Annotated in this window: 29 protein-coding genes and 1 riboswitch; of the genes, 8 read left to right on the top strand and 21 right to left on the bottom strand. The window is 39.6% G+C overall.

What is annotated here, in order from left to right:
• Positions 1–46 precede the first annotated feature (46 nt).
• The 7 genes from KYI10_08285 to fmdA form a co-directional block, all read right to left on the bottom strand.
• Positions 47–685, bottom strand: a complete 639-nt coding sequence (locus tag KYI10_08285; GenBank protein ID QYA32378.1) for an ABC transporter ATP-binding protein — start codon at positions 683–685, stop codon at positions 47–49.
• Positions 682–1,455, bottom strand: coding sequence for an ABC transporter permease (locus KYI10_08290; GenBank protein ID QYA32379.2), 774 nt, complete (start codon positions 1,453–1,455; stop codon positions 682–684). Before KYI10_08290 ends, KYI10_08285 begins: the two co-directional genes overlap by 4 nt.
• Positions 1,452–1,901, bottom strand: a complete 450-nt coding sequence (locus KYI10_08295; GenBank protein QYA32380.1) for a nitrous oxide reductase accessory protein NosL — start codon at positions 1,899–1,901, stop codon at positions 1,452–1,454. Before KYI10_08295 ends, KYI10_08290 begins: the two co-directional genes overlap by 4 nt.
• Positions 1,898–2,989 (bottom strand): NosD domain-containing protein, encoded by a 1,092-nt coding sequence (locus tag KYI10_08300; protein ID QYA32381.1) that lies wholly within the window; start codon positions 2,987–2,989, stop codon positions 1,898–1,900. The genes KYI10_08295 and KYI10_08300 overlap by 4 nt, the downstream gene beginning before the upstream one ends.
• The gene (locus KYI10_08305; GenBank protein QYA32382.1) at positions 2,952–3,554 is read right to left on the bottom strand and encodes a nitrous oxide reductase accessory protein NosL; all 603 of its coding nucleotides are present in this window, start codon (positions 3,552–3,554) and stop codon (positions 2,952–2,954) included. The genes KYI10_08300 and KYI10_08305 overlap by 38 nt, the downstream gene beginning before the upstream one ends.
• Positions 3,555–3,843: 289 nt before the next feature.
• Complete coding sequence (locus KYI10_08310) at positions 3,844–4,113, bottom strand: zinc ribbon domain-containing protein (GenBank protein QYA32383.1); 270 nt, start codon at positions 4,111–4,113, stop codon at positions 3,844–3,846.
• On the bottom strand, positions 4,113–5,300 hold the full coding sequence (fmdA, locus tag KYI10_08315; GenBank protein ID QYA32384.1) for a formamidase: 1,188 nt from the start codon (positions 5,298–5,300) through the stop codon (positions 4,113–4,115). The genes KYI10_08310 and fmdA overlap by 1 nt, the downstream gene beginning before the upstream one ends.
• Positions 5,301–5,498: 198 nt before the next feature.
• On the opposite strand from fmdA, the gene KYI10_08320 reads away from it, so the two are divergent.
• From KYI10_08320 to arsC, 3 genes are read left to right on the top strand one after another with little or no spacing between them, the layout of a single operon-like run.
• A complete protein-coding gene (locus KYI10_08320) occupies positions 5,499–5,816 on the top strand; it encodes a metalloregulator ArsR/SmtB family transcription factor (GenBank protein QYA32385.1) in 318 nt (105 codons plus the stop codon).
• A complete protein-coding gene (gene arsB, locus KYI10_08325) occupies positions 5,816–7,105 on the top strand; it encodes an arsenite efflux transporter membrane subunit ArsB (protein ID QYA33943.1) in 1,290 nt (429 codons plus the stop codon). Before KYI10_08320 ends, arsB begins: the two co-directional genes overlap by 1 nt.
• Positions 7,106–7,122: 17 nt before the next feature.
• Positions 7,123–7,518, top strand: a complete 396-nt coding sequence (gene arsC / locus KYI10_08330; GenBank protein ID QYA32386.1) for an arsenate reductase (thioredoxin) — start codon at positions 7,123–7,125, stop codon at positions 7,516–7,518.
• Positions 7,519–7,718: 200 nt separating this feature from the next.
• Here arsC and KYI10_08335 read toward each other — a convergent pair whose 3' ends face one another.
• The 10 genes from KYI10_08335 to KYI10_08380 form a co-directional block, all read right to left on the bottom strand.
• On the bottom strand, positions 7,719–8,933 hold the full coding sequence (locus tag KYI10_08335; protein QYA32387.2) for an NRAMP family divalent metal transporter: 1,215 nt from the start codon (positions 8,931–8,933) through the stop codon (positions 7,719–7,721).
• Positions 8,934–9,158: 225 nt separating this feature from the next.
• Positions 9,159–10,367, bottom strand: a complete 1,209-nt coding sequence (locus tag KYI10_08340; protein QYA32388.1) for an NRAMP family divalent metal transporter — start codon at positions 10,365–10,367, stop codon at positions 9,159–9,161.
• A gap of 21 nt (positions 10,368–10,388) precedes the next feature.
• On the bottom strand, positions 10,389–11,141 hold the full coding sequence (locus KYI10_08345) for a 5-oxoprolinase subunit PxpA (protein QYA32389.1): 753 nt from the start codon (positions 11,139–11,141) through the stop codon (positions 10,389–10,391).
• Position 11,142: 1 nt separating this feature from the next.
• The gene (gene accC, locus KYI10_08350; protein ID QYA32390.1) at positions 11,143–12,492 is read right to left on the bottom strand and encodes an acetyl-CoA carboxylase biotin carboxylase subunit; all 1,350 of its coding nucleotides are present in this window, start codon (positions 12,490–12,492) and stop codon (positions 11,143–11,145) included.
• Positions 12,493–12,504: 12 nt separating this feature from the next.
• Complete coding sequence (locus KYI10_08355; protein QYA32391.1) at positions 12,505–12,936, bottom strand: acetyl-CoA carboxylase biotin carboxyl carrier protein subunit; 432 nt, start codon at positions 12,934–12,936, stop codon at positions 12,505–12,507.
• Between the two features lies 1 nt (position 12,937).
• Entirely contained in the window at positions 12,938–13,909 is a 972-nt protein-coding gene (locus KYI10_08360) for a biotin-dependent carboxyltransferase family protein (GenBank protein ID QYA32392.1), read from the bottom strand.
• Entirely contained in the window at positions 13,906–14,619 is a 714-nt protein-coding gene (gene pxpB / locus KYI10_08365) for a 5-oxoprolinase subunit PxpB (GenBank protein QYA32393.2), read from the bottom strand. The genes KYI10_08360 and pxpB overlap by 4 nt, the downstream gene beginning before the upstream one ends.
• A 199-nt stretch (positions 14,620–14,818) precedes the next feature.
• The gene (locus KYI10_08370; protein QYA32394.1) at positions 14,819–18,349 is read right to left on the bottom strand and encodes a S8 family serine peptidase; all 3,531 of its coding nucleotides are present in this window, start codon (positions 18,347–18,349) and stop codon (positions 14,819–14,821) included.
• A 93-nt stretch (positions 18,350–18,442) separates the two neighbouring features.
• Positions 18,443–18,637, bottom strand: coding sequence for a hypothetical protein (locus KYI10_08375; GenBank protein ID QYA32395.1), 195 nt, complete (start codon positions 18,635–18,637; stop codon positions 18,443–18,445).
• A 157-nt stretch (positions 18,638–18,794) separates the two neighbouring features.
• Positions 18,795–19,505: a transaldolase gene (locus tag KYI10_08380; GenBank protein QYA32396.1), complete on the bottom strand. Its 711-nt coding sequence runs from the start codon at positions 19,503–19,505 to the stop codon at positions 18,795–18,797.
• Between the two features lie 134 nt (positions 19,506–19,639).
• On the opposite strand from KYI10_08380, the gene KYI10_08385 reads away from it, so the two are divergent.
• Genes KYI10_08385 through KYI10_08395 form a run of 3 tightly spaced genes read left to right on the top strand, consistent with a single transcriptional unit; the run spans position 19,640 to position 20,639 of the window.
• Positions 19,640–19,936, top strand: coding sequence for a hypothetical protein (locus KYI10_08385; GenBank protein ID QYA32397.1), 297 nt, complete (start codon positions 19,640–19,642; stop codon positions 19,934–19,936).
• Positions 19,937–19,974: 38 nt separating this feature from the next.
• A complete protein-coding gene (locus tag KYI10_08390) occupies positions 19,975–20,310 on the top strand; it encodes a CrcB family protein (GenBank protein ID QYA32398.1) in 336 nt (111 codons plus the stop codon).
• On the top strand, positions 20,307–20,639 hold the full coding sequence (locus KYI10_08395; protein QYA32399.1) for a CrcB family protein: 333 nt from the start codon (positions 20,307–20,309) through the stop codon (positions 20,637–20,639). The genes KYI10_08390 and KYI10_08395 overlap by 4 nt, the downstream gene beginning before the upstream one ends.
• Before the next feature lie 155 nt (positions 20,640–20,794).
• On the opposite strand, the gene KYI10_08400 is transcribed toward KYI10_08395, so the two are convergent.
• Positions 20,795–21,709: a nuclease-related domain-containing protein gene (locus KYI10_08400; protein QYA32400.1), complete on the bottom strand. Its 915-nt coding sequence runs from the start codon at positions 21,707–21,709 to the stop codon at positions 20,795–20,797.
• A 217-nt stretch (positions 21,710–21,926) separates the two neighbouring features.
• Between KYI10_08400 and KYI10_08405 the strand changes: the two genes are divergently transcribed.
• Positions 21,927–22,088: a hypothetical protein gene (locus KYI10_08405; GenBank protein ID QYA32401.1), complete on the top strand. Its 162-nt coding sequence runs from the start codon at positions 21,927–21,929 to the stop codon at positions 22,086–22,088.
• Positions 22,089–22,129: 41 nt separating this feature from the next.
• Here KYI10_08405 and metK read toward each other — a convergent pair whose 3' ends face one another.
• Positions 22,130–23,320 (bottom strand): methionine adenosyltransferase, encoded by a 1,191-nt coding sequence (gene metK / locus KYI10_08410; protein ID QYA32402.1) that lies wholly within the window; start codon positions 23,318–23,320, stop codon positions 22,130–22,132.
• A gap of 92 nt (positions 23,321–23,412) precedes the next feature.
• Positions 23,413–23,523, bottom strand: a riboswitch (SAM riboswitch).
• Between the two features lie 187 nt (positions 23,524–23,710).
• Between metK and pckA the strand changes: the two genes are divergently transcribed.
• The gene (pckA, locus tag KYI10_08415) at positions 23,711–25,303 is read left to right on the top strand and encodes a phosphoenolpyruvate carboxykinase (ATP) (GenBank protein QYA32403.1); all 1,593 of its coding nucleotides are present in this window, start codon (positions 23,711–23,713) and stop codon (positions 25,301–25,303) included.
• Positions 25,304–25,353: 50 nt separating this feature from the next.
• Here pckA and KYI10_08420 read toward each other — a convergent pair whose 3' ends face one another.
• Together KYI10_08420 and ytkD are read right to left on the bottom strand one after the other, a co-directional pair.
• Positions 25,354–26,124 carry a prolyl oligopeptidase family serine peptidase gene (locus KYI10_08420; protein ID QYA32404.2) on the bottom strand — a complete coding sequence of 257 codons (771 nt, stop codon included), beginning with the start codon at positions 26,122–26,124 and terminating at the stop codon, positions 25,354–25,356.
• Entirely contained in the window at positions 26,102–26,569 is a 468-nt protein-coding gene (gene ytkD / locus KYI10_08425) for an RNA deprotection pyrophosphohydrolase (protein ID QYA32405.1), read from the bottom strand. Before ytkD ends, KYI10_08420 begins: the two co-directional genes overlap by 23 nt.
• Positions 26,570–26,597 lie beyond the last annotated feature (28 nt).

The raw sequence follows: 26,597 nt of genomic DNA on the forward strand, positions 1-26,597 counted from the left end.
TCATTTTCCGCCTCGAAATTGGCGCCATGTCAATTTCGCTCCCCTATCATATGCCACGATAGAGCTTAATCAGCGATTCGACATCCTCAAAGTGATTCTCAGATTGATGGACAATCAGTCCATCTCTCAGAACATACAGTTCATCTGCGATTGCCTGCGCAAAATTGAGTTGATGTGTCGTTATGAATAGCGTCTTCCCTTGTGCCTTTTGCTCACGAATTATATCCTGCAGCTTGAATATCCATAATGGATCTAAACCATTTGTCGGTTCATCCATAATAATAAATGTTGCGTCTCCAATTAAGCTTTGTGCGAGGTTGAGGCGTTGTCGCATGCCTTTAGATAATGATTTAACAAATTGTTCTCGATTATCATCTAGTCCAACTTGTGCTAATGCATCATTTGATGTGCTTCCTTTAATTCTTTGAAGCATCTTAATGATTTCGCTGATTTTCAAGTATGGTGGAAACTGCAGGTCATCAGGCATATAGTTGATTTGTTCTGGTGCTTGCAATGAGCCTGCCTTCGCTTTTAGTTCACCGAGCATGAGTTTGATGAGTGTACTCTTTCCAGCACCATTCTCTCCTATCATCACGTGCACTTTCCCTGCGTCAAGATGCATTGTGACTGGCCCGAATGTCTTCTGTTTATTATATTTGAATTGTAATTGCTGTATGTCTATCATTTACTTCTCCTCACCCTTAACATCGTAATATAGCTCAATACGAGCGGTACACCGATAAATAACATAATATTGATATATAGGATGTAGTGACCAATGCCTTTCAGCCAGTTACTGTAATTGTAGAATCCTGGTCCAAGTAATGCGAGTTGCTCTGTCCAGTAATAGTACAGCATGCGGATAAGGTCGACTGGATTGAGATGAATATTTGCTACTAATGCTTGAAAGAGCATCTGTCGGTTCAATTGATCATTCAATGCAATGATTGTAAATGGGATGATGAGTAGCCACAGCGTCCAGAAACAGAGTGCAATACCAATTGCACTGAGTCGATTTCTTGAGATGATGCCAATCCATACTGCGATACTTGAGAATATGAGAATCATGATGAATGATAGTAATATGAAGACGAATTCCATATGTACACCGATAATGATACCCATCACGATACTGATGGCGAGCATCATTGTATAGAGCAGTACGATAGTAATATAGTGGCCGAATATATAGCTTCTATAACGCATCGGATAAGTCTTTAGTAACTTCAGCCATCCTGTTTCATTATGATGTGCTACGGTCATACTGCCGATAGATAGAATGAATAATGGGACGATCAGCAGTTCAATACTGAGCGCATAGTTCATCTGAAATAGATTGGAGTGCTCTGTCCCTGTTTGAAATAAGCTTGCGAGTATAAATGTAATGATATAGATGATTGCTGTGATATAGAACACCGGATTACGCAGACTTTGTTTCAGTTCCATCCAGATCATGCGTGAATGCCCCACTTAAATGATTTCAGATCATTGAATTGCAGCTGTTTGCTATTTTTATACTTTTTCATAAAAGTATTTCTATTCGCTTCTGTTTCAAATGCTGCTACACCATAGTTCATCGGAGTCCAGATATCTTTATTGTAGATATAGAATGCTTTCGTTGCGTCTATCCATTTATCTTTCTTGTAGTCTTTCACATACATCATACCGATATCGTCTTTATTCTCTTTATTATAATGTTCCATCATACAGCCGATATCATCAAAGATCAGATGATCTTCGTTGTTGTAGATCATCTGCGCTGCCTGCTCCGGATGATCGATCATCATATTGCATACGACACATTTATCTGTCTTCTGATTGATGTCACGTGGACTTAAGTCAGGTTTGCCACAACCTGCGAGCAGAATTGCTGTAATCAATAATGTAATGATATATTTCATCGTATCCTCCTTAATGTTAATAGAATGATTGCTAAGCTGCATAATAGAATGGGGAGCCAAATGTTAAGTTGTATATTGCGAGATAGCATTTGTGGACTTGTATCCTGATAGCCGGATTCTAACGTAATACTCTTATCTTCTATCCATTGCAGCAGAATGTGAAGCGGGCCATTCTGAAAGAAATTTAATGTTGTATCCTTCACCATCGCCTCTCCTAATAAGTTGCTGAAACGCTTCGGTGTATCTCCTATGCCATCACCATCCAGATCCATTATGGATGGGTCGTCATACATATTATTGCGGAACTGATGCTGCTGTTCATCGATATTCGCAATCGATATATTATTGCTGAAACGATTGTCCTGTATCGGGATATCCGACTGATAAATTTCGATACTATTGAGATTACGTTCGAAATCATTTTTAGTAATATGACTCTTTGTCATCTCTTGTACGCTCAGAGCCGTACTGTTTTGAATGAACTGATTGTTCTTTACGTGTATATCCGTACTCTTATAGAGCGTCATCCCTGTTGCGTTCAATACTTGCTGATCCACAATCTTATTATGTGTAATCTTAATGTTGTCAGATACCATCAGCATAATACCTGTAACGTTATTGCGTACGACACTGCGCTCTAGTTCACCATGATTTACATACATGAAATGGATGCCATACCGATTATTTCTAGAAGATATATTGCGCATATTAACGCGTTCAACATGTTCAAGGTAGACGCCATCCTTTGTATGAGAGATATCTATATTATCCAGTTTTATTTGTGATGAATTCTCAATATGAATTCCATTTGCTTTTCCATTGCCGATTATCTTAATATTTTTTAGTGTAACGTCGCGGCTATTCGAAATGGTGATCGGTGGTGCAGAACCAGAATAACGTATCGTTACATCTTTAATCGTCGTATGATCCTTAGTAATATGAATTGGTTCTGTCACAATTTTCTCGCTATGCACGTTCGCATGTGCATCCATATGACACAGAATAATCGCAAGAAAGAGACAAATAAAGATTATCTGTCCCTTCGTTGTTCTATTCACTGTGATGTTCATGACTTTCGTGACTTTCATTCATATCTTTCATCTTTTTGTGCTTCTCCATAAAGCGCATCATCGCTTTCTGATCAACAGCAGCAAGCTGCTCTACTTCAGTATGATGCTCATGTGCGAATGCCTGTGCATCCTTATCTTCTTTAAAGCTCGCGATACCCACATTCATCGGTGTCTTAATCTCACCTTTAACAAACTTCGCATCGCTGACATTGATCCATTCTGATGTCTTGTGGTCACGTACAAACTTCGCTTTCATCTTCTTGTCCGACTTACGCTCATAGTTTAAGAGACAGAACAGGTCATCGAAGAAATAGTTCTTACCATCTTCTCCTATCGCTTGTGCTGAATATTTACCCATAGCATCAGACTTTTGATAGACTTTCATATCACACGCAGCACATTTTGTATCTTCTTTCGGCTCTTTTAAAGAATAGCCGTCTACTTTAGTCGTCTGCTGGTCCGCTTTAATCTGCTCAGTCTTAGCCGCCGTCTTCTCTTTCGTCTGTTCCGATTGTTTCGTTTCTGCATTACCACACGCCGCAAGTAGTAATGATGTTGCAAGTAGCACTGTTGTCTTTTTCATCTGTATTCCCCCTAATCAATAATTACAATGATAATTTTATAGGAAGGGAGATGCCTTATTTGTATATAAATGTGAATAAATCATGATGAAAGTAAGTCAAAATTTTAAAAATTAAAATCATCGCGTGTAAATTCATGATTTGTCTATGGACATTTGTAAAACTTAGAACAACACTAGGAATTAATGGAAGATCGGTTGAAATTGTTTTCTATCTTGAAATTAGCGTCGTGCCAAATTCACACCTTAATTCCTTACCAAAAAAACACCCCACATGTGTGAGGTGTCACAATTATACTGTCCAAGACATTGGATTCTTATTCTTATTCAAACTTTTAATATTACTCGTCGGTAAGTTTTCTCTTTTAACGACTTTCGGTGTCATGCCTGCGTTAATTCGATTATATAACTTCGGGTCCATATGGTTTGTTCTGAAACTCTTGAATACTCTCGATGTCACTCGTGAGCATTCCGGACATTCATCCTCTTTTAAGTTACTGTTCATTGATTTCCACGTATCATATTGTCCGCATGCTGGACACTCAAATGTATACTTCGGCATTATTCATCAATCTTTGGAATAATATTATTTGTAAAGATTTCCTTAGGTAGAGATAACGTACAGCATGCATTTGGAATATCTACTATGCCACCAATATTCCCTTGTACAGGTGCTGACCCGAGTAACATATATGCTTGTTCTCCTGTATAGCCGCATGTCTTCAAGAATTCAATCGCATTTAAGCAGGCATTACGGTATGCAGTGTTGGCATCAAGGTAAAGCTGGTCTCCAGAGAATTCATTAACAGAGATCCCTTCGAATACGAGATATTCATTATAATGCGGCATTACTGGCCCTGGTTGGAATGCCGGGTTCTTCTTAATCTTATATTTCTCCATGCCACCTTTAATCACATGGACTTTAAGTTCAATCCATCCAGGAATTTCAATTCCTCCACAGAATGTAATCTCTCCATCACCTTGTGAGAAATGTAGATCTCCTACTGATAGCTTAGCCCCATCAACGAATACTGGGAAATAGACGCGTGAACCTTTTGATAAGTTCTTAATATCACAGTTCCCACCGTTTTCACGAGGCGGCACTGTTCTCGCACCTTCTTTTGCTACGCGATCGAAGTCCGCTCCTTTAAGTGTTCCGAGCACACATGAATCTGGATCTGGCAGCTCTGCAAGCGCTGGTACACGATTCGGGTTAGTGTCTACTAATGCTTTTTCACGGCGATTCCATTCATCTAGCATCTCCTGACTTGGTGCAACACCCATTAATCCTGGATGTATAATTCCTGCGAACTTAACGTTCGGTACGTGACGACTCGTTGCATAGATACCTTCAAAATCCCAGATAGACTTTGCAGCTTTCGGATAGTGTTCGACTAAGAAGCTTCCCCCATTTTCTTTCGCGAATATTCCATTGAATCCCCACTCATGTGCACTGAATGTTCCAATGTCCAGGATATCTACGACAAGTAAGTCGCCAGGCTCCACCCCATTGACATGAACAGGTCCACTCAATACATGGACACGCTTTAAGTTTACCTTTTCGATATCAGATGGATCATCGTTATTGCTTATCTGTCCATCTGTCCAGTCCAGACATTCCATCTTGAAGACCTCACCAGGCTCTACCGAGAATGCTGCCGGAATATCAGGATGCCATCTGTTATGCCCCGGATGTTTTTGCTCATGCATCTTCTTCTTCAAGTCAATTTCAAAAACCTTTTTCGCCATACAAAATCCCCCTTAATTTTTAAAATTACACTTTTAGTTTACTTTAGTTTTCAGAATATTTCAAATTTAATAAAGAGTTTTTGAAATTAGCGCCGTTCACAGCTAATCCCTAGTCATACGAACAATTTTCTAGATTTGTATAGACATTCATCTATATAGATGTTAATCTATGTTTGTATTAAATCAAGGAGGTTTATTATGACTTATAAAGCTTTAGCAGCAACACTGAAAGTATTGTCTGACGCGAGTCGTCTTGAAATATTGGATATACTTTCTTGTGGTGAACGTTGTGCTTGTGATCTACTCGAACACTTCCAGTTTTCACAACCCACACTCAGCCATCATATGAAAACACTCGTGGATCAAGGTTTCGTAACGACATTTAAAGATGGTAACAAACGCATGTATCAGCTGAACCACGATAAGCTGAAGGATATTAACGATCACTTATCTTCACTGAGTGTATCGCAAGAAGCATGTATTTGTAACACGATGAAAAGAGGTGCGTGCCAGTGATGACAGCAGTCGCAATTGCTATATTTCTTATTACGTTAGTCTTTATTATCTGGCAGCCGAAAGGTCTAGACATCGGTATTACAGCAGTTGTCGGTGCGATTATTGCAATTATTACAGGTGTCGTCAGTTTCTCTGACGTACTTGAGGTCACAGGAATCGTGTGGAATGCTACGCTTACGTTTATCGCAGTGATCATCATCTCGCTTATATTAGATGAGATTGGTTTCTTTGAATGGGCAGCCATCCATATGGTCCGCGCCTCACACGGTAATGGTTTCAAGATGTTCGTCTATATTATGCTGCTTGGTGCTATTGTTGCTGCATTCTTTGCTAATGATGGTGCGGCACTGATATTAACACCGATTGTTCTGGCCATGGTGAGACGTCTCGGGTTCAATCAGAAGGTTATCTTCCCGTTTATTATTGCGAGTGGTTTTATCGCAGATACGACATCACTGCCTTTAATCGTCAGCAATCTCGTGAATATCGTCTCTGCGGATTACTTTAACATCGGATTTGTTGAATATGTCAGCCGTATGATTATTCCGAATCTCTTCTCGCTTGTTGCAAGCATCGTTGTTCTGTGGTTATATTTCAGGCAATCGATACCACGTACATTTAATACGGATAATATTGGGACACCTGAAAGTGCGATCAAAGATATGAAACTCTTCAAGATGTCATGGATCGTGCTATTTATTCTCTTCATCGGTTACTTAAGCAGTGAATTTATCAATATCCCTGTTTCACTGATTGCAGGAGTCATTACAATTATCTTTATTGTATTAGCAAGCAAATCCCCTGCTGTTGACACGAGACAAGTTATTAAAGGGGCACCGTGGAACATCGTCTTCTTCTCTATCGGGATGTATCTCGTCGTCTTCGGTCTTAAGAACGTCGGTATCACGACCGTGCTAGCAGATGTGCTTTCTACGATTTCTACATATGGCTTGTTCAGCAGCATCATGGGTATGGGCTTTATCGCTGCATTCCTATCATCTGTGATGAACAATATGCCCACTGTGTTAATTGATGCCATTGCAATTGGTCAGTCCGATGCAACTGGATTATTAAAGGAAGGTATGATCTATGCGAACATTATCGGTTCAGATCTAGGTCCTAAGATTACACCGATTGGCTCACTTGCCACACTGTTATGGCTACATGTACTCTCACAAAAAGGTGTGAAGATTTCATGGGGAACATATTTTAAAACAGGGATTGTCATCACGATTCCAGTTTTATTCGTTACATTGTTCGGACTTTATTTAACATTAATATTATTTTAAAGATTTGAGGGATTTTTATGGAGAAGAAGACACTTTATTTTATTTGTACAGGAAACTCCTGTCGCAGTCAGATGGCTGAAGGATGGGGAAAGCACATTCTAGGAGATACATGGAACGTTTATTCAGCAGGAATTGAAACACATGGTGTGAATCCTAAAGCCATTGAAGCAATGAAAGAGGTGGGAATTGATATCTCTCATCATACATCAGACTTGATCGATCAGGATATTCTAAACAACTCAGACCTCGTCGTTACTTTATGTAGTGATGCGGATAATAATTGTCCAGTTCTGCCACCGAATGTAAAGAAAGAACACTGGGGATTTGATGACCCTGCTGGTAAAGCATGGTCAGAATTCCAACGTGTCAGAGATGAGATTGGTCACGCAATCGAACAATTTAAATTAAGATAGCAAAATGACTGTGCTTGTTACAAGCACAGTCATTTTATATCTAAACTTCCCTTGCAAAATGTTTATAGAAAATTATATTTAATATATAGAATTCAATAGATAAAAATGAATCTATTGAATTCTTTTTTCTATCAACTTTAGTGATTTAATCATTATAAAAACACAAGTAGCAAAATCAACTACTTGTGTTCATATCTATATTATCCAAAATATTCAGCCATGCTTTGGATTGAGAAAAGTCCTGCGAATATCGTTACGATGACTGCAAATACACCGAGCCAGAATATCCATTTCGGATGTTCATAGTCCCCAACAATCGATTTCTTTCTTGATGCAATGAGTATCGCTGTCAGTGACACCGGTAAGATGAGTCCATTGAACGCACCTGCAAGTACCAGTAGCTCAACAGGTTTCCCTACAAATGAAAATATTGTTGTAGATATCACGATAAATAATATGACGACGATATTGTTATGCTTTAGAAACCATGGGTGGAATCCTTTTAAGAATGATGCACTTGTATACGCTGCTCCGATTACAGAAGACATTGCAGCCGCTAGTAACACTAATCCAAATATGCGTGGGCCAATATCACCAAGCGCATGATAGAATACCGATGCTGGTGGATTATCCGGATTCAATTTAACCCCTGTGGATACTACGCCTAACACAGCTAGAAATAGTAACATACGCATCACACCTGTTGTCACAATACCCGTGTTTGCTGCTTTTGTGATAAACGGTAGGTTCTCTTTTCCTGTCATTCCAGCATGAATCAATCTATGCGCTCCTGCAAATGTTATATATCCACCGACTGTACCACCTACGATTGTAATGATCGGCATCACAAGTGCAAATGGATTATCAGGCAAGACCATTTTTGTTGCTGCTTCAGCATATGGTGGATTCACTTTAAACATAACGAAGGCAACAATCAATATCATAGAAATCCCTAATACTTGTGTCACAATATCCATTGCTTTTTGTGCATGTCGACTAGAGAATACAAGAATTGCTACAATCCCTGTAATGATCGCGCCAACCTTCACATCCATGCCAAGTAAGGCATTAAACCCGAGTCCTGCACCTGCGACATTTCCGATATTAAATGCAAGACCACCAAGAACAATGAGTATTGAAATTACAGTTCCGAGTCCTGGCATTACTTCATTGGCAATCACCTGTCCTCGTTTTCCGGTTACCGTCAGTACACGCCATACATTTAACTGTGCACCAATATCAATGATGATACTTACTAAAATCGCAAACGCAAAGCTTGCTAAATATTTTTCTGTAAATATTGTGGTTTGTGTTAAGAAAGCAGGCCCAATCGCTGAAGTTGCCATCAGGAAAATTGCGCCTAATAGTAATCTTCTTTGAGCTGCTGTCATTTTTTGCTTTTTTCTTTTTTCCATGGTCATCTCCTTTAATTTCGAAATAATAAGTCTTAGATTTGAGATTATACATGTATATTTTTTTCGCCACAACAGTCTGAGTCAACAAAATTATATTCTTGTAAGTTTATAGTTGTTATGTTATTTTCTTAGGTTAGTCTATTTTTTGAATTTGTACCCTACAAGATTGGTATAGCGTCCATTTCGTACGACAAAAAAACACCTCACTGATGTGAGGTGTAAGTATTAGCTATTCCATAGATCAATCAATGCCTGGATTGAGAAGAACCCAGCGCCGATTGTTGCAAGTACTGCAATTACACCGAGGACAAGTAGCCACGTTGGATGTTTGTAATCACCAACGATACGTTTATTTTTAGATGCAATCAAGATTGCTGATAATGTAATCGGTAAGATTAGTCCATTGAATGCGCCTGCTAAGATTAATAATTTAACAGGTTTACCGATTGTTACAAATACGATTGTCGAGAATACGATAAAGATAATGATTACAATATTGTTATATTTCGAGAATACCGGATGAAATCCTTTCAAGAATGATGCACTCGTATAAGCAGCACCAATTACCGATGTTAATGCGGCTGCTAATAATACTAATCCGAATATACGTGGTCCAATTGGTCCTAATGCATGCTGGAATGCTGATGCCAGTGGGTTATCAGGGTTTAATGATACACCTGTTGCCACTACACCTAATACTGCTAAGAATAAGAAGAAACGCATCACACCTGTTGTAATAATCCCTAAGTTTGCTGCACGTGATACGAATGGTAAGTTCTTCTGTCCCACCATGCCATCATCAATCAGGCGATGGGCACCGGCGAATGTAATATATCCTCCTACTGTTCCACCAACGATTGTAATGATCGGCATAATAAGTGCTGCTGGATTATCCGGCATCACCATCTTTGTCACTGCTTCTCCATATGGCGGTTGTGTCTTAATCATTACGAATGCTACTGTCAGTAACATGAGTACACCCAGAATTTGAGTGATGACGTCCATGATTTTAGCGCCACTCTTACTTGAGAAGATGATAATTGCAAGGATTGCCGTAATCACTGCACCGAGACGTACATCAATGCCAAATAAAGCATTGAACCCAAGACCTGCTCCAGCGACATTCCCGATGTTGAACGCAAGTCCACCCATCACAATCAAGATTGCAATGAAACTTCCGAGTCCTTTAAATACTTCGTTTGCAATATCCTGGCCACGTTTCCCTGTCACAGTTAAGACGCGCCAAATGTTAAGCTGCGCACCGATGTCAATGACAATACTGATCAAGATGGCAAAGGCAAAGCTTGCAAGATGCTTTTCAGTAAATACAGTTGTCTGCGTTAAGAATGCCGGCCCGATTGCTGATGTTGCCATCAGGAAGATTGCACCGAAGAGCAGACGCTTCTGTGCTGCTGTCATTTTTTGTTTTTCCATAGTATTTCCCCTTTGATTATGTTATATGGTTTGAATCTTGATTCCTTCGGTCTGTAATGCTTCGATAATTGCCTTTACGAAGGCTAATGCTTCTGGTCCGTCACCATGCACACAAATAGAATCTGCTTTAAGGTCAATAAGTTTACCTGATACTGTTTTGACTTGTTTATCACGTACCATACGTAATACATGTGCCACCGCTTCAGATTGCTCATGAATCATCGCATTATCTTGTTTGCGTGAAACTAATGTCCCTTTATCTGTATAATTACGATCTGCGAATACTTCATTGATTGCAGTCATGTCTTTCTTTTCTGCTGCTTTAACGAGCGTACCACCTGAGATGCCCATGACCTTAAGTTCCGGGTTAAAGTTGTAGATGGCATTGACGATAGCATTTGCCAGTCCTTCATCACCACTTGTCGCATTATAGAGTGCACCATGGGGTTTAACATGGTTAATAGTAACACCATGTTTCTTACAGAATGCGTCGATGGCACCGAGTTGATAGGTGATTAAGTTTTCTACTTCATCATACGTCATATCTAGGTTACGTCGACCGAACCCTTGCAGGTCTGGATATCCTGGATGTGCACCGATACCTGTACCATGTGCTTTACAACGTTCTATCGTCTGATTTAATACATTAAAGTCACCTGCATGCATCCCACAAGCAATATTTGCTGAAGTAATCAACGGAATAATCGCTTCATCATTGCCTATCTTATAGTTACCGAAACTTTCGCCTAAATCCGCATTTAAGTCAATGAACATATTATCCCTCCAGGAAGTGATTTTTCTCTAAGAATTTAATATCAACTAAGTTTTCATGATATCTTGGATGCTGTACGATACGATACTGGTAATCTAAATTTGTCTCGAATCCCGCAATAACTGTTTCATCAAGTGCGGCAAGCATCTTCTTGATTGCGCGGTCACGTGTCTTATCGAATGTAATGAATTTACCGATCATCGAATCATAAAATGGAGATACCATACAGTCAGGATATAAGAATGTATCGATACGTACCCCTGGTCCTGCAGGAAGATGTAATGCAGTTACTTTCCCTGGACTCGGTCTAAAGCCATGATTCGGATCTTCGGCATTGATACGGCATTCCATACTAAAGCCCATGATTTGAATGTCTTCTTGTTTCAGATCAAATTCATCATATAATGCAATCTTGAGCTGTGCCTCAATGATATCAACGCCAGTGACCATTTCCGTTACGGTATGTTCTACTTGAACACGCGTATTCATCTCAAGGAAGTAGTATTCTTGTATTTCTTCTACATATAAGAATTCAAGCGTACCTGCGCCGCGATAGCTAATATTTTTCGCAGCGTTAACAGCATCTGTCGTCATGCGTACGCGTACTTCGTCCGGCACGATAACAGCAGGTGCTTCTTCAATTAGCTTCTGGTTGTTACGCTGAATCGAACAGTCACGATCATAGAGATGTACAGCATCTCCATGGCCGTCACCAATGACCTGAACTTCGATATGACGTGCTGTACGAATGAATTTCTCGATATATACACGGTCATCACCGAATGCTTTCTTTGCTTCGTTCTTTGCAGCATGGAATAAGTTATCGAAATCTTCTTCACGACTCACGATACGCATCCCTTTACCACCACCACCGGCAACCGCTTTAATCACAAGTGGCACTCCGATTTCACGCGCTTTTTCACGGGCTTCTTCGATCGTTGGAATGACATCTTTAGAACCTGGAATAACTGGGACACCTGCAACAATCATTGTCTTACGTGCCTCTGCTTTATCACCCATCTTGTCGATAGTCTCAGGCGTCGGTCCGATAAAGACGATGTCATGCTCAGCACAAAGGCGTGCAAACCTAGAGTTTTCCGCTAAGAATCCATATCCTGGATGGATGGCATCTGCATGTGTAATTTCTGCAGCGGCAATAATATTATTCATATTAAGATAACTTTCTGTTGAACTCGCAGGGCCTATACAAACTGCTTCATCTGCAAGTGCAACATGTAAGCTGTCAGCGTCGGTATTAGAATAAACTGCAACCGTCTTGATGCCGAGTTTCTTACATGATCTGATAATACGAATCGCGATTTCCCCGCGATTCGCGATAAGAACTTTCTTCAACGTATTTCCCCCTTACTTCTCTTTAATACGTACAAGTGGCTCGTCATATGCAACAGCAGTACCATTTTGTACGAAGATTTCTTCGATTGTACCGTCAACATCTGCAAAGACATCATTCATCACTTTCATTGCTTCAATAATACCGATGCGATCACCTTTTTCCACTTTATCTCCTACACGAATAAAAGGTTCCTTCGATGTTTCATCCTGCATATTATAGTATGTTCCGACAAGCTGAGATTTTTGTACATGATCGCCTGGCGTTTCTCGTTCAGCTTGAACTTGTGATTGTGGTACTCCTGCAACAGGTGCTTGTGGTACGTATTGTACTTCTTGCACCGCTTTTTCTACGTAATACTCATCTTTCCCTGACTTTACTTTAATGATCTTTAAATCATTGTCGTTCATCATATCGATTAACTGCTGTAACTTTTCTGAATTCATTTTACTCCGCCCTTTGTATTAATTTTTGGATTCTGCCACTCGTATGTCTTACATCATACGCATGTAGGCCAACTTCATTAATAATGCTCATCATTTTCTTCTTCTCTTCAATCGCTTCTTCAAGCGTTCCTTCTACAAGGCGTACTTCACTGCCAGGTGCTTTTTGTACAAGTGTCGGGATATCTGCAAAGTATACCGTCCCAATCTTCGCATAACCACCGACAGTCTGACGATCATTCAATAAAATAATCGGCTGCCCGTCAGATGCAACTTGTATGCTACCCAATTGGACAGGTTCTGAAATAATGTCATAGTTCGTCTTCACTTGAAGCGGTTCACCTTCTAGACGCATACCCATACGGTCAGATGTATTTGAAATTTCATAAGTGTTCAGCAATGTTTCATGAACATCTTTAAAACGTTTATACTGACGACCAGGTATAAAACGGATCGTACTCACCTTATCGATAAAATGTGTCGCTAAGCGCTGCGTCTTGCTATGCTCAGGCTTATTGAACTCGAGAATATCATCTTTACGTAATGTACGCCCTTCAACACCACCGATACCAATCTTAGTGTGTGTTGCATAACTATTATTCACCTTGTCCAGCTTAAAGCCATTCTTTACTGTTAAATACGTTCTATAGCCGTTCTTCACTGCTTTGAATGTTAAGATATCTCCGGCTTCAGCGTTATGTACAGCACGATTTTCTACAGGTGTATCATTAAGTTCCGCAAGCATATTACCTCCTGTAATCACAAATGCACATGCTTCTTCAAACTTAAATATCCCCCCTTGCATCGTCATCTCGATACTCATAAATTCATCATTGCCTAGGAGTAAATTACCAAGCATGACTGCACGATAATCCATTCCGCCAGAAGGACTAAGACCGATATTCTGATAGCCGAATCGACCGAGATCTTGAATGGTCGTGAACAACCCTGGATTAATAACCTGTAATCCCATCATTTCTCCTCCTTCACTTGTATCTCATACGTACCCGCTTCAACTTGACGCTTAATCTCGTCAAACTGTTCAAGCGTAATCGGTTCGTACTTAATATAATCACCCGCTTCATAATAAACGACAGGATTTCTATTTGGGTCATAGAGCTTCAGTGGTGTCTGCCCGATAATATTCCAGCCTCCTGGTGACTGAAGTGGATACATTCCTGTCTGATTCGCAGCGATACCGACAGAACCTGCTGGAATCGCTTTTCTAGGAGATGACCTACGCGGCGTCGCGATACGCTCATCCAGACCACCAAGATACGGGAACCCCGGCATAAATCCTAGCATATAGACTAAGTATTCATTTTCAGAATGAATCTGAATCACTTCTTCTGTCGTTAATTCATGTGCTGCTGCAAGTTCTTCTAGATCAAGCGCATACTTTTTGTCATAACATACAGGTATTACAAACGTACGCTTCTTTTCAGTATTACTGTCAGCTATCTTTAATTCTGAAATGTGCTTCTTTAGTTCATCATGTGTTGTTATATCATCATTAAAATATATTACTAAAGTATTATATGAATTGACCAGTTCAGTTATCCCTTCAATCTGTGCCTGTTCGATCGCTCGACTTAGAGCAATCACAGATGTGTTAATATCAGGTGCGATTTTTTCGTTAAATACGCAGCTAATACAATTTTCACTAACATCGAAAAATTTCATCATGTAACCCCTTTCTTTACAACATTAATATGTTACCATAATTTTCTGATTATTAGAAACTATTTTCTATCATTTAACGCGTTAAGGCGACTATATAGAGGCACAAGGGGAATGCGAATTTGGCACCATGCCAATTTCATACATCAATTCTCTCCCCTTTAAAACAAAAAACCCTCCCGACATAAATTCGGGAGAGCTCATATTACTTCAATCCAAATGTATTAAATTGTGTAACCTGGATACCATATTGTCCAAGCTTCTTATCGTACTTACTTGCGACGCGTTGGTTAGCGTCTGCATTATATACATTCAGTCCTCTGTTTCCTTTAATATATAATGCATAAGGTCGTACTAATGATTTCACTTCTGAATCTCCAGCTTTAACCAGTACTTGAACTGCATTCTGATATGTGCTGTCTACTTTTTTAATCTGTATCGTTACATCTCCATATTTGCTCAGTTCATTCATGTTTGCTGAATTTAAACTGACAGCGTGCAGCGATGTATTTAATACGATACTTTTATTCTTCTTCATCTGTGAAAGTTTAGCAAGCTGTGATTTAGTAAAGGTTACAGCTTTGTCACCTTCCACTGTTAATACTTTTTGCTTTCCGTTAACAAATTGATTGACTTCGCTGTCTGTTAACGTCTTAGCTTCATCAACTGGTGTCCCAGTGTTATCTTTGATGTCTTTGTGTCCTTCTGAGACCTCATTCGTATTCGTGTTCACCGTATACTTAAAGCTGGCTTTATTTCCTGCAACATCCTCAACGTTTAATGTGAGATGATATTCACCTTTATCGTTGATATCGATCGTTCCTTCACCACCATCAGATATTACGACTTCACCTGTTTTATTATTGCTTAGTTCATAGCTAGCTTTTAGAAATTCAGAAACATTATAGTTAATATCATAACTTGCAAGTGTTTCTTTAGCATTGATGTACAGGTCATCAAGTTTAAATGATAGCTTTCCATTATTTAAAGCTAATGATTTTATTTCTGCTGGTTTCGTCTTAACAAATAATGGATAGTCATCTGCTGTGGCATTTCCATTATCACTCGTCGTAATAGCATCTACTGCATATACACCGTCTGCAAGCTTCCCTTCAACGCGATTTGAGCCTTCAATATTGTACAGCTTACCATCCAGCACAACTTCTTTCTCTCCATCTAAACCAGGGAATAGATCAATACTTCCTACGTAACCGTCACCTGCTGGTCCACTCTTCTCATTCAGTAAATCATAATATTTTAACAGCGTTAAGTTTTGTTTATTATATACTTTCATGTGTACTGAAGAAGCGTCATTATTACCATCACCGTTTGGTGACATATGGTAGTTTGTCAGGGCAAATTTTTCAAAGCCTTTCTTCTTCACTTCAGATAAGTTCGCTGCAAATGGCAGAGCATAGGAACGATTGCCTTTAAAGTGAATATATCCTTGAATTTCGTCACCTTGAACAGGTGTGCCTGCTGGAATATTTAAGTTTACAGTAACCTTACCTGACTGGATTGATTGCACATCTGTAGTTACTGTTGCACCAGATTTTGAAGGTCGTGTTGTTTCAACTTCAATTGCATAGTTATCATCAGATGATAATTTCTGTACATCAATAGTCTTCGTAATTACTTGTGCTTTACTTGTCGGAACTTGGTTGCCAAATGCAATCGTTCCACGTGTATGTGTTTGTTTCACGCCATTTACTTCTGTTTCATGCGCCACTTTGAAAAGTGATGTTGCAGTTGCAGCTTCAAGTGGCTGAACTAGACCCGCACCTTGACTGAAGACGTCAAATTTAGATTTATCAAGATGTTTCGCTGTATTGCTCAGTGCACTCTTAATATCAAATGGTGTCCATTCTGGATGTAATTCTTTCAATAGGGCACTCACCCCAGAGATATGTGGTGTAGCCATCGATGTTCCTGTGTATTGTGCGTATGCCTTACTATAGTTATCGCCTACTGCAAACGAAGGAATTGTCGACAAAATATTTGTTCCAGGTGCACTCACGTCAGGCTTAATATCAAAGTTTGGCAATGATGGTCCACGAGAAGATGAGTCATTCACGTCATCTCCTGGTGTCGTCGTAACGTTGAATTTAGTGAAATCAATCATCACCTTCTCTTTTTCAAGCTTCGCTTTCAGTGCTAAACCTTGTGTGCGGTCCATATCAACAGTCGGGATATAATCGAATGAAGCACCCACGAAAATATCTGCCGGTCCTGGGCTATTTGACCCTGTCTCTGAATTGTAAACAATAACCGCCTTTGCACCTGCATCTTTTGCATTTTTAATCTTCTCTACAAATGCAATTTCACCACGTTCTACAAGTGCAACTTTATCTTTCACATTCACTTGCGCAAAATCTTCTTTCTTTCCAAGTCCTGGTATATTTACAAGTTCATATTGATCCTTTAACGTTGTTTCTGGATTATTTCCAAACTCATACGCCATCAACTTGTAATTCTTTGTTTCTTCACCTAGCTTTAAATCAACATCTATACGTTCTTCAGGTAGTGTTGTATTACCTACGCCGATTCCTAACGGACTCGTTGCCGGTCCACCAATTGTTGAACGCTCTGGTCCGGAGTTTCCTGTTGCAACGTTCGCCGTTACACCAAGGAGCATCGCATTGTTCACTGCCATCGAGTTCGCTTGATTTTCTTCTGGACTTGAATTACCTAGCGATAAGTTGATGACATCCATATCATCCTTCACCGCATCTTCAATGCCACCAACAATCCATGACGTACTTCCACGACCGTACGCTCCAAGCACACGATATGCATATAAATCGACATTCGGTGCGATACCATACATTCCGAATTCATTCTTACCTTGTGCAGCAATCGTCCCTGCAACGTGTGTTCCATGAGTTGTATAATATTCGCTGCCACTTTCATTGACTTCCGGCAGGTGGCCTGGACGTTCTTCCGGTTTCGTTTCATAAGGGTCATCTGCATTACGCTTCGTATTGTAGTCACCACCACCAACATAGTTGCGGCCACCCTTATAGACATCCTTTAAATCTGGATGGTTATAGTCGATTCCTGTATCAATTACTCCGACTTTAACACCCTTACCTTTATTACCTAGCTCCCATACTTTATCTACCTTCAAATGTGTGATACTCGGAATCAGCTTTAAGTTCAGCTCATCTCCCATCGTATCTTTGGCCACATCTTGTTGTTTTGAAGCCTGCATTTCAGAAGGATCGATTTGGATGACATCATCTTTTTCGACGAGTGCGACATCTTCAATTTGAGCAATCTTTTCAATATCTTTAGCATCAACCGTCATTGCCTCAGCGTTAATTACCGTTTGATATGAATGATTCTTCTTATATTTGATGCCTTTATTCTGCATCTTGCTGTTTGCCTTCTGCTGCTGTTTTGCAATCTTTTCTTTAACCTTTTCATCTGAGAGCTTTGACCATTTCTTGCTCTTGGTCTGTTTTAACCCTCGTTCCAGTCCGACAGAGGGTTCATCATAGTGTACGATAACATTGACTTGTCCGGAAATCCCCTTTAAGTCATTATCAATTGCCCCTTGTTGGCTCAATACTTTCAGCTGACTGTCAATCGCTTTATTTTGGGCAATGCTTGTACTATTTAACTTTGGTGCTCGAGGTTTCTTGGTGTCAAATTCTGCACCTTGAACAGGTGACACCAGTGTTGTTACAAGTCCGATCGATAATAATGCCGCTTTTAGCTTAAACTTCTTGGTCAATGAAATTCCTCCGAATCATATAATAGTCTGAAAATTTTGTATGTTTATTATATTATATCGATTTTCGAAAGAAAGCAATACCTTTTTTTTATTTTATAAAATTGTGTTGTCATCATGATCACGTTCAATATGCAGAACATAAGGATTTTGAATAAGGAGGCTATGGTCTTCCTCATTCAACTCTACTAAATATTGCTGCATCATTTCGTAATGACGAATGACGTCTATATGTGCTTCTTCAAAAAAAGAGTCTTGTGCGTCAGGATGGAGCTGCACTAAATATTTCATAAAATCACCTCACTTGTAAAAAAAGTCTGAGACGGAGAATGTCTCAGACTACTGTTATTTTGTGCGAGTGGCCGTTTTTTGGACACTCAGATGTATTTGGGTGTGCGAGTGGCCGTTTTTTGGACACTCACCACATCACCTACTCATCACAAATCAATTATAAAATACTCAAGCCGCTCGCTTTAATATCTTTTTCGAATCCTTTTACAGTATCTACTGAAAGTTCATTAATGTCACGCCCGATGTTCGGGATCTTGTTTACAACATCTGCCGGACACGTAATAATATCACAGCCGATTTCATCTGCCTGAATAACATTGTATAACTCACGACAGCTTGCCCATAATAACTTCACGCCGTCTTTACTGTGACAAACTTCAACCGACTGTTTCATTAAAGGCATCGGATCTACACCTGTATCCGCGATACGTCCAGCAAATACTGATACGTATGACTCAACGCCCGGTTTAATCGCATCCACAATCGCTTCTACTTGTTCAATCGTATATACTGCAGTGATATTCAGTTTAATATCTTGTTCAGATAAGCGTTTGATAAGCGGAATCATTGACTCTCCCTTTGTGTTCACTACAGGAATCTTAACAAATACATTTTCGCCGAATGACTGGATGATGGCTGCTTCTTTCTCCATCATCTCCATATCATCACCGAACACTTCAAATGAAATCGATGCATCAGGAATTGCTTCTACTGCAGCCTTTGCAAATGAATTATAATCTTCTACACCTGCTTTAGCCATTAATGATGGGTTTGTCGTAAACCCATCTACCGTCTTGTTCTGATACGCCTCTTTCATCTGATTGATATCGGCACCATCTGCGAATACTTGAACATTTAACTTAGTCATAATTGACCTCCTCTTAATTGATATCTTTATTATAACAATTTCTTTCGTGTACGCTACATTGACAACTTATAAAAAAACAATACGGAACAATATAAATATGATAAAATATAAGAATTAAAATATGGAGGTTTATTATGAAAGGGAACAAATACGTCTATCTGTCCATATTCTTCGTCCTTTTAAGCATTATCTGCAATGGCTACAATCCTTTGATGTCTATGCTATTTGGTTCTTTAAAGTCTATCGTCTTGTTCACAGGTATCTCCAACTGCATTATGCTGATCATCAGTATCATAATGATTGATAAAGGGTTAAAAAGTGAACTCTCTTCAGGCATTCGTAAAGTTGCAAAAGTATGGCCATTTGTCATACTGATCGTTATTTTATTACAATTATTAAGTATTTTGATATTATTCGGCATTCTAGGATAGGACTGAGGTCCTGTCCTTTTATTATAGGAGGTTGAAATATGCTATTTATCGTGATGAGCATGCTCGGTGCCGCGAGCAGATATGGGCTCAGCTTAATATTCGAAAATATATGGGCTACACTGATTGTCAATGTTATCGGTGCTTTCTTAATGGGTTATAGTTCCACTGCGTTAAAAACACGCTTAGAGCCCCATCATTATAAAGCAATTACGACTGGGTTCCTTGGCAGCTTCACAACATTTTCCACGATGAGTAAAGAGACGTATGTATTATTGTCAACAGGCGCGTATAGGATGCTAATGCTTTATCTAGTGCTTACCATCATTGGTGGATTTCTGCTCTGCCTTCTCGGTGTAAAGGCAGGTGCGCGATGATCCTTGTAATGCTTGGTGCTCCAATCGGGGCTTATTTAAGATTATTACTCAGCAAATATAACGATGCATATCCCACAGGGACGCTCATTGCGAACCTGCTCGGGTCATTGCTGCTCGGACTATGTGCGGCATTAAGCGATAGCTGGAGTTTATGGATATGTGTCGGTATTTTCGGCAGTTTCACGACATTTTCTACACTTAATCTTGAACTTGTTGCACTGTGGCAGTCGCATAAACGAAAGTGTCTTACTTATGCGCTTTCAAGCTATATATTCGGACCCTTACTGTTTACAGTCGGCTATGTTTTAATACATATTACAAAATTGTAATTTTTTGTGAAGACAGTAGTAAACATGATAGAAGCATTGACGAAAGAAAGTACCAGATTAATCGATAATCTGGTACTTTCTTTTATTTTTTATAAGTTTCTTTACGTAAGCACCAGAAAACGCAATAATCTGGTACTTGCGCATCTGAATTCACTCTACGGATTCAAATGTTCAATTGCTGCACGTACTTCTTCTAATTCTTCAACTTTATACTGGAATCTGCCGTGGAAGACAAACTTCTCGAAGAAATGTTCCAATTCTTTCTCACCGACAATTACCTTCACACTATTATCGCGAGAGTAGTTCGTAATATGCTCGCTTCCTACTCCTTCTGCATTGTAGTAAGCAATCGGTGTAACCGGATACGGTAATTCGAATACTTTCTCTAATCGTTCTGCCTTTAGCTTCAGTTCTTCTATCGAATGTTTGTATGACCTGAACTGTGCTGAACCGTCTTCTCCCTTATCGAGACAGATTGTCTGTTCAGATTTCGAATCTAGTTCTAATATGTTGAATACTGTTTCAAATATCGGTTCCCCATCAAACTGCATCTCACTAATACCGTGGTATAGATGTCCTGTCCAGTAGTTAGAATCGATTACGTAAATTCCTGTACGTGTTAAAATAACGTGATCTAGCTTATCTGTACTTTTCACACGTTTTCCTGGAATATAGATATTCGCTAATACGTGCATATCTTCTGGACGGATGCGTTCTTGTGCGACAAGATTATCTTTAAGGTTAATCAATGTTAAATCCGTTAAATATTCTCCCTTATCTCTAGAAAATAATTTCAGTGAATCAATCTGTGCATTTTGTGTCGATAACTGTGCTTCGTATGTATCTTTCTGTTCAGCAAGTTCCTTCTTAAACGTTAATCTTGATTTTTCACTAGATTCCTCGTAGTTACTTTTCATTTCTGAACGTTCTTTGTTCAGTGCTTCTTCCTTTGCACGTATTGCTTTCTTCTTGCTCGATAGTGCATATATAAAGAGCACGATGAATAACAACAGTGCTACTGCTAATCCAAGTGCGATATAATGCATGGGTTGTAAATTTGATAAAGACATAGCTCTCACCTTTCTAATGTTTAATAGTTTCATTATAAAGAAAAAGAGACACAACTTCATTGTTTTAGATAAATTAATTTAAAAATAAAACTGCTTTTCACATCTTAATAGAAATTTCACACTATTTTATAATAGATTAACAATACCTTAATATCTAAATGGAATACTTGCAGTGTCCATACCTATACTCGGACAAACTACATTGGAGGTTTTGATAATGGCAAAGTACAAACAAATGTTACTGGCAGGATCATTCGCGTCAACTCTACTACTAGGAGCTTGTGGTAATGAAGAGAAATCAGATGATGCTAAAACTGAAGATGCAGCAAAAGAGGAAAGCACTGAAGAATCTACTGAAGAAGAGACAACCGAAGAATAATAATAAAAGCTGTAAACCTCATTGGTTTACAGCTTTTATTATTATGATAAATTGGCTTTTAATGTATCGACGCGATCTGTCGCTTCCCACGGTAAGTCAACATCAGTACGACCGAAGTGACCATACGCTGCTGTCTGTTTGTAGATTGGACGACGTAAGTCTAACATCTGGATAATTCCTGCTGGACGTAAATCAAATGTTTTACGTACCGCTTCAACAAGCTGCTGCTCCGTGTAGTCTGAAGTACCATAAGTTTCAACAGAGATAGATACAGGCTGTGCTACACCGATAGCGTAAGCTAACTGTACTTCACACTTATCCGCAAGACCTGCTGCTACGATATTCTTCGCAACGTAACGTGCTGCATATGCACCACTACGGTCTACTTTAGTAGCATCCTTACCACTGAATGCACCGCCACCGTGACGTGCATAACCACCGTACGTATCTACAATAATCTTACGACCTGTAAGACCCGCATCCCCTTGAGGACCACCGATTACGAAACGACCCGTTGGATTAATGAAGTATTTTGTTTCATCGTCAATTAAATCCGCTGGAACAACCGGCTTGATCACGTGTTCTTTAATATCTTCCTGAATTTGTTCAAGTTCAATCTTCTCATGGTGTTGAGATGAGATAACGATCGTATCGATACGTTTCGGTTTCCCTGCTTCATCATACTCAACAGTAACTTGTGTCTTACCGTCTGGACGTAGATAATCTAACGTACCGTCTTTGCGTACTTCTGTTAAACGACGTGCAAGTTCATGTGATAAAGAAATTGGTAATGGCATTAAGCTTTCTGTTTCGTTACAAGCAAATCCGAACATTAAACCTTGGTCACCTGCACCGATTGATTCAATATCAGAATCCGTTAATGAATCACGATCTTCTAACGCTTTATCCACACCTTGAGCGATATCTGGTGACTGCTCATCGATTGCCGTCAGCACTGCCATCGTCTGGAAGTCATAACCAAACTTTGCACGTGTATAACCGATTTCTTTAACTGTTTCACGCACGACTTTAGGAATATCAACATACGTTGACGTTGTGATTTCACCTGCGATTAACGCCATACCTGTTGTTACAGATGTTTCACAAGCAACACGTGCTTTAGGATCTCCTTTTAGGATTTCGTCTAAGATAGCATCACTAATCTGGTCAGCAATCTTATCCGGATGTCCTTCTGTTACTGATTCTGATGTAAATAATTTACGGTCTGTCATATATATTACACTCCTTGAATTTAATTACGGGACTATAAAAAAAATAGCCTTCTCTCCTAGTAAGAGAGAAGGCACAATAAACGACCATTCTACTCTTATCGTTCAGAAATTAATCTGCAAACGGTTTGGCACCTTACTTAACACATTGTTAAGGGTTGCTGGGCTTCAAAGGGTCCATGTCCCTCCACCACTCTGGATAAGAGAATCCGCAAGTTAGATATTACTAAACTTTATGTTCACTGTCAACAATACCGCATATATCAGAAATTTTCTGAATAATTTCGAATATAAAGATTATACATAATTTATATGAAACCTTCAAATTGATATGTTATACTATTTCATGAAACTGCTTACAAAAGCAGAACAATAACTTTTTGGAGGCTGACCATGGGGGAAAATACTCAAGTAATTGAGCAACTGAGCAAATTAAACACTGGAAATCTAGAACGTCAATTATCAAGAACACAATTGATTACGGAAATTCTATTCAACGGTGAAGGTGTGTTAACAGAATCCGGTGCGGTACGCAGCGAAACCGGTAAATATACTGGACGCTCACCGAAAGATAAGTTCATCGTGCGTGAAGCTGAAACTGAAGATAACATCGACTGGGGTACAATCAACCAGCCTATCGAAGAAGAAGTATTCTTAAACTTACTGGATAAAGTGACAGACTACTTAAGCAAAAAAGAAAAGATCTATGAATTCCAAGGCTATGCAGGTGCTGATAAATCATCCCAACTACAACTACGCGTTGTGAACGAACTTGCTTGGCATAACCTATTTGCACGTACAATGTTTATCCGTCCTGAAACAACGGAAGAAGGACTAAACATTACACCTGACTTCACAATTATCTCTGCACCACACTTTAAGGCTGATCCATCAGTTGATGGAACGAAATCTGAAACATTCATCATTACAAGTTTCCGTCATAAGATCATCTTAATTGGTGGTACAGAATACGCCGGCGAAATGAAAAAAGGTATCTTCGGTGTGATGAACTACTTATTACCGACACAAGGCATTATGAGCATGCACTGTTCAGCAAACGTCGGTGAGAATAAGGACGTTGCGTTATTCTTTGGATTATCTGGTACTGGTAAGACGACACTATCTGCAGATCCACAGCGTAAACTTATCGGTGATGATGAGCACGGATGGAATGACAACGGTGTGTTTAATATCGAAGGCGGTTGCTATGCGAAGACGATCGACTTATCTCGTGAGAAAGAACCTCAGATCTACGACGCAATTCGTTACGGTGCCATCCTCGAGAACGTTAAGGTCGATGAAAAAGGTGTGCCGGACTACACGGATAAATCTTTAACTGAAAATACTCGCGCAGCTTATCCAATCGATAATATCGATAATATCGTTCTACCATCAATTGCAGGACACGCGAATACAATCATCTTCTTAACTGCTGATGCGTTCGGTGTGTTACCTCCAATCTCTAAATTAACGAAAGAACAAGCGATGTATCACTTCTTAAGTGGATTTACATCTAAATTAGCAGGAACTGAACGTGGCGTAACAAGCCCACAACCGGTATTCTCTACATGCTTCGGCTCACCGTTCTTACCGTTACATGCGACAGTATATGCGAACATGTTAGGGGATCTAATCGATAAACATGATGCAGCAGTTTATCTTGTGAATACAGGATGGACTGGCGGAGAGTATGGTGTCGGTAGCCGCATGAACTTAACGCATACACGTTCTATGATTCGACGTGCGATTAGCGGCGAACTGAAGACAGTTGAGTATCATCAGGATGAAATCTTCGGACTTAATATTCCGAAGCATGTACCAGGTGTACCGGCAGAGATTCTGTATCCCCGTCATGCATGGGTATCCAAAGATGCTTATGATGAGAAAGCAAAAGACTTGGCATTACGCTTCCAGGAGAACTTTAAGAAGTTTGGTGAGAAGTCCGCTGAAATCGAAACTAAAGGTGGATTTAATTTTAGAGGATAGCACAAAAAAACGTCGCTTTTTTTAAAGTGGCGTTTTTTTCATCTACTATATTATGATTTTATTTCCCTTTCCACTTCTTCCATCCACTTTTCAATTTCCTGTAATACATAGCGTTCATTGTCTGGACGCATCACATGCTGCTCCCCTTCAATAAATAACACTTTATGCTTAATTCCGAGCTGTTTTAATTTATCGATCAGCATATATGCATGCTCTATACTGACAAGTTTGTCTTCTGTACCATGTACAATCATGATTGGCGGGCTATCTTTCGTTACGAGATTAATCCCTTCTCGTCGGTCATACGCCGCTTTGTTACTGATTGGTCCGACGAGGCGTTTCAGCATACTGCGAAGATCTTGTCGTTCATCATACATATAGTAGATACTCGACACTCCTCCCCATGTGATAAAGGATGTCACGTCAGCTTCCTGATACGTTACTAACCCTTGTATTCCGCCTCTCGAAAATCCAACGAAGTGTATCGGTACGTCGTACTGTGCTCTTAACAGTCTTACAAGTGCATAGACGTCTTCTCTATCTGCACCTGCGAATTCATCTTGACCATTCTGGTGTGTACCGCGATAATAAGGTGCTGCAACCAGTGTGTCCTTATACGCAAACTGCATCAGTCTCGCTGGTCTAACCGTTCCGACTGCACCTTTCCCGCCTCTTAAGTAGATGACGATGCGTTTCACGTGTTTCGGTTCATAGATCATTGCTTTAACGATATAGTCATCTGATTGATAGTCAAACGTCTCAAAAGGAATGCCACCGAGTTGTGCGTTAATCTTCGTTCTATTGAACATCATATTCCCCATCTTTCTGTAATACCCCTACGATATAGTTGACGCAGTCGTCTTTTAATATAAAGCTTTTATCGCTCTCTGCCACTTCATCAAGTTTTGCCACGATCACTGGCCCGTTCGTTTCCATATAATCGTCTTGTTCTTCTATATGTTTAATTTGTGCATAGTACACGTCTTTCTTAAATGGCTTCCCTGCATAAACAGTGTATGTCCCAATATAGCGTATCGTATCGATTATTCCGCCTGTCTCTTCATACAGTTCGCGCTTTGCCGCTTCTAGTGACGTCTCCTCTTGTTCAACTTTGCCACCTGGAAACTCCACACCACGAAATTTATTATGCGTAAGTAAGTATTTCCCGTTATAATTTGTTATGATAAGTACATGTTTATTATCGCTATCCGGCTGATCATTTAAAGTCAGTAAGACTTTATTTCCGGCATGGTCATGAAATTCCATAGCAGTCTCCAATCTATTATTATTAAGA

The organism is Macrococcus sp. 19Msa1099 (genome assembly GCA_019357535.2).
Taxonomy (GTDB): Bacteria; Bacillota; Bacilli; order Staphylococcales; family Staphylococcaceae; genus Macrococcoides; species Macrococcoides psychrotolerans.

What these genes read in the sequence shown, in the direction of transcription:
- KYI10_08285 (QYA32378.1), bottom strand. Translation starts at nt 685, where the DNA reads ATGATAGACATACAGCAATTACAATTCAAATATAATAAACAGAAGACA.
- KYI10_08290 (QYA32379.2), bottom strand. Translation starts at nt 1,455, where the DNA reads ATGATCTGGATGGAACTGAAACAAAGTCTGCGTAATCCGGTGTTCTAT.
- KYI10_08295 (QYA32380.1), bottom strand. Translation starts at nt 1,901, where the DNA reads ATGAAATATATCATTACATTATTGATTACAGCAATTCTGCTCGCAGGT.
- KYI10_08300 (QYA32381.1), bottom strand. Translation starts at nt 2,989, where the DNA reads ATGAAAGTCACGAAAGTCATGAACATCACAGTGAATAGAACAACGAAG.
- KYI10_08305 (QYA32382.1), bottom strand. Translation starts at nt 3,554, where the DNA reads ATGAAAAAGACAACAGTGCTACTTGCAACATCATTACTACTTGCGGCG.
- KYI10_08310 (QYA32383.1), bottom strand. Translation starts at nt 4,113, where the DNA reads ATGCCGAAGTATACATTTGAGTGTCCAGCATGCGGACAATATGATACG.
- fmdA (QYA32384.1), bottom strand. Translation starts at nt 5,300, where the DNA reads ATGGCGAAAAAGGTTTTTGAAATTGACTTGAAGAAGAAGATGCATGAG.
- KYI10_08320 (QYA32385.1), top strand. Translation starts at nt 5,499, where the DNA reads ATGACTTATAAAGCTTTAGCAGCAACACTGAAAGTATTGTCTGACGCG.
- arsB (QYA33943.1), top strand. Translation starts at nt 5,816, where the DNA reads ATGACAGCAGTCGCAATTGCTATATTTCTTATTACGTTAGTCTTTATT.
- arsC (QYA32386.1), top strand. Translation starts at nt 7,123, where the DNA reads ATGGAGAAGAAGACACTTTATTTTATTTGTACAGGAAACTCCTGTCGC.
- KYI10_08335 (QYA32387.2), bottom strand. Translation starts at nt 8,933, where the DNA reads ATGGAAAAAAGAAAAAAGCAAAAAATGACAGCAGCTCAAAGAAGATTA.
- KYI10_08340 (QYA32388.1), bottom strand. Translation starts at nt 10,367, where the DNA reads ATGGAAAAACAAAAAATGACAGCAGCACAGAAGCGTCTGCTCTTCGGT.
- KYI10_08345 (QYA32389.1), bottom strand. Translation starts at nt 11,141, where the DNA reads ATGTTCATTGACTTAAATGCGGATTTAGGCGAAAGTTTCGGTAACTAT.
- KYI10_08355 (QYA32391.1), bottom strand. Translation starts at nt 12,936, where the DNA reads ATGAATTCAGAAAAGTTACAGCAGTTAATCGATATGATGAACGACAAT.
- KYI10_08360 (QYA32392.1), bottom strand. Translation starts at nt 13,909, where the DNA reads ATGATGGGATTACAGGTTATTAATCCAGGGTTGTTCACGACCATTCAA.
- pxpB (QYA32393.2), bottom strand. Translation starts at nt 14,619, where the DNA reads ATGATGAAATTTTTCGATGTTAGTGAAAATTGTATTAGCTGCGTATTT.
- KYI10_08375 (QYA32395.1), bottom strand. Translation starts at nt 18,637, where the DNA reads ATGAAATATTTAGTGCAGCTCCATCCTGACGCACAAGACTCTTTTTTT.
- KYI10_08380 (QYA32396.1), bottom strand. Translation starts at nt 19,505, where the DNA reads ATGACTAAGTTAAATGTTCAAGTATTCGCAGATGGTGCCGATATCAAT.
- KYI10_08385 (QYA32397.1), top strand. Translation starts at nt 19,640, where the DNA reads ATGAAAGGGAACAAATACGTCTATCTGTCCATATTCTTCGTCCTTTTA.
- KYI10_08390 (QYA32398.1), top strand. Translation starts at nt 19,975, where the DNA reads ATGCTATTTATCGTGATGAGCATGCTCGGTGCCGCGAGCAGATATGGG.
- KYI10_08395 (QYA32399.1), top strand. Translation starts at nt 20,307, where the DNA reads ATGATCCTTGTAATGCTTGGTGCTCCAATCGGGGCTTATTTAAGATTA.
- KYI10_08400 (QYA32400.1), bottom strand. Translation starts at nt 21,709, where the DNA reads ATGTCTTTATCAAATTTACAACCCATGCATTATATCGCACTTGGATTA.
- KYI10_08405 (QYA32401.1), top strand. Translation starts at nt 21,927, where the DNA reads ATGGCAAAGTACAAACAAATGTTACTGGCAGGATCATTCGCGTCAACT.
- metK (QYA32402.1), bottom strand. Translation starts at nt 23,320, where the DNA reads ATGACAGACCGTAAATTATTTACATCAGAATCAGTAACAGAAGGACAT.
- pckA (QYA32403.1), top strand. Translation starts at nt 23,711, where the DNA reads ATGGGGGAAAATACTCAAGTAATTGAGCAACTGAGCAAATTAAACACT.
- KYI10_08420 (QYA32404.2), bottom strand. Translation starts at nt 26,124, where the DNA reads ATGGGGAATATGATGTTCAATAGAACGAAGATTAACGCACAACTCGGT.
- ytkD (QYA32405.1), bottom strand. Translation starts at nt 26,569, where the DNA reads ATGGAATTTCATGACCATGCCGGAAATAAAGTCTTACTGACTTTAAAT.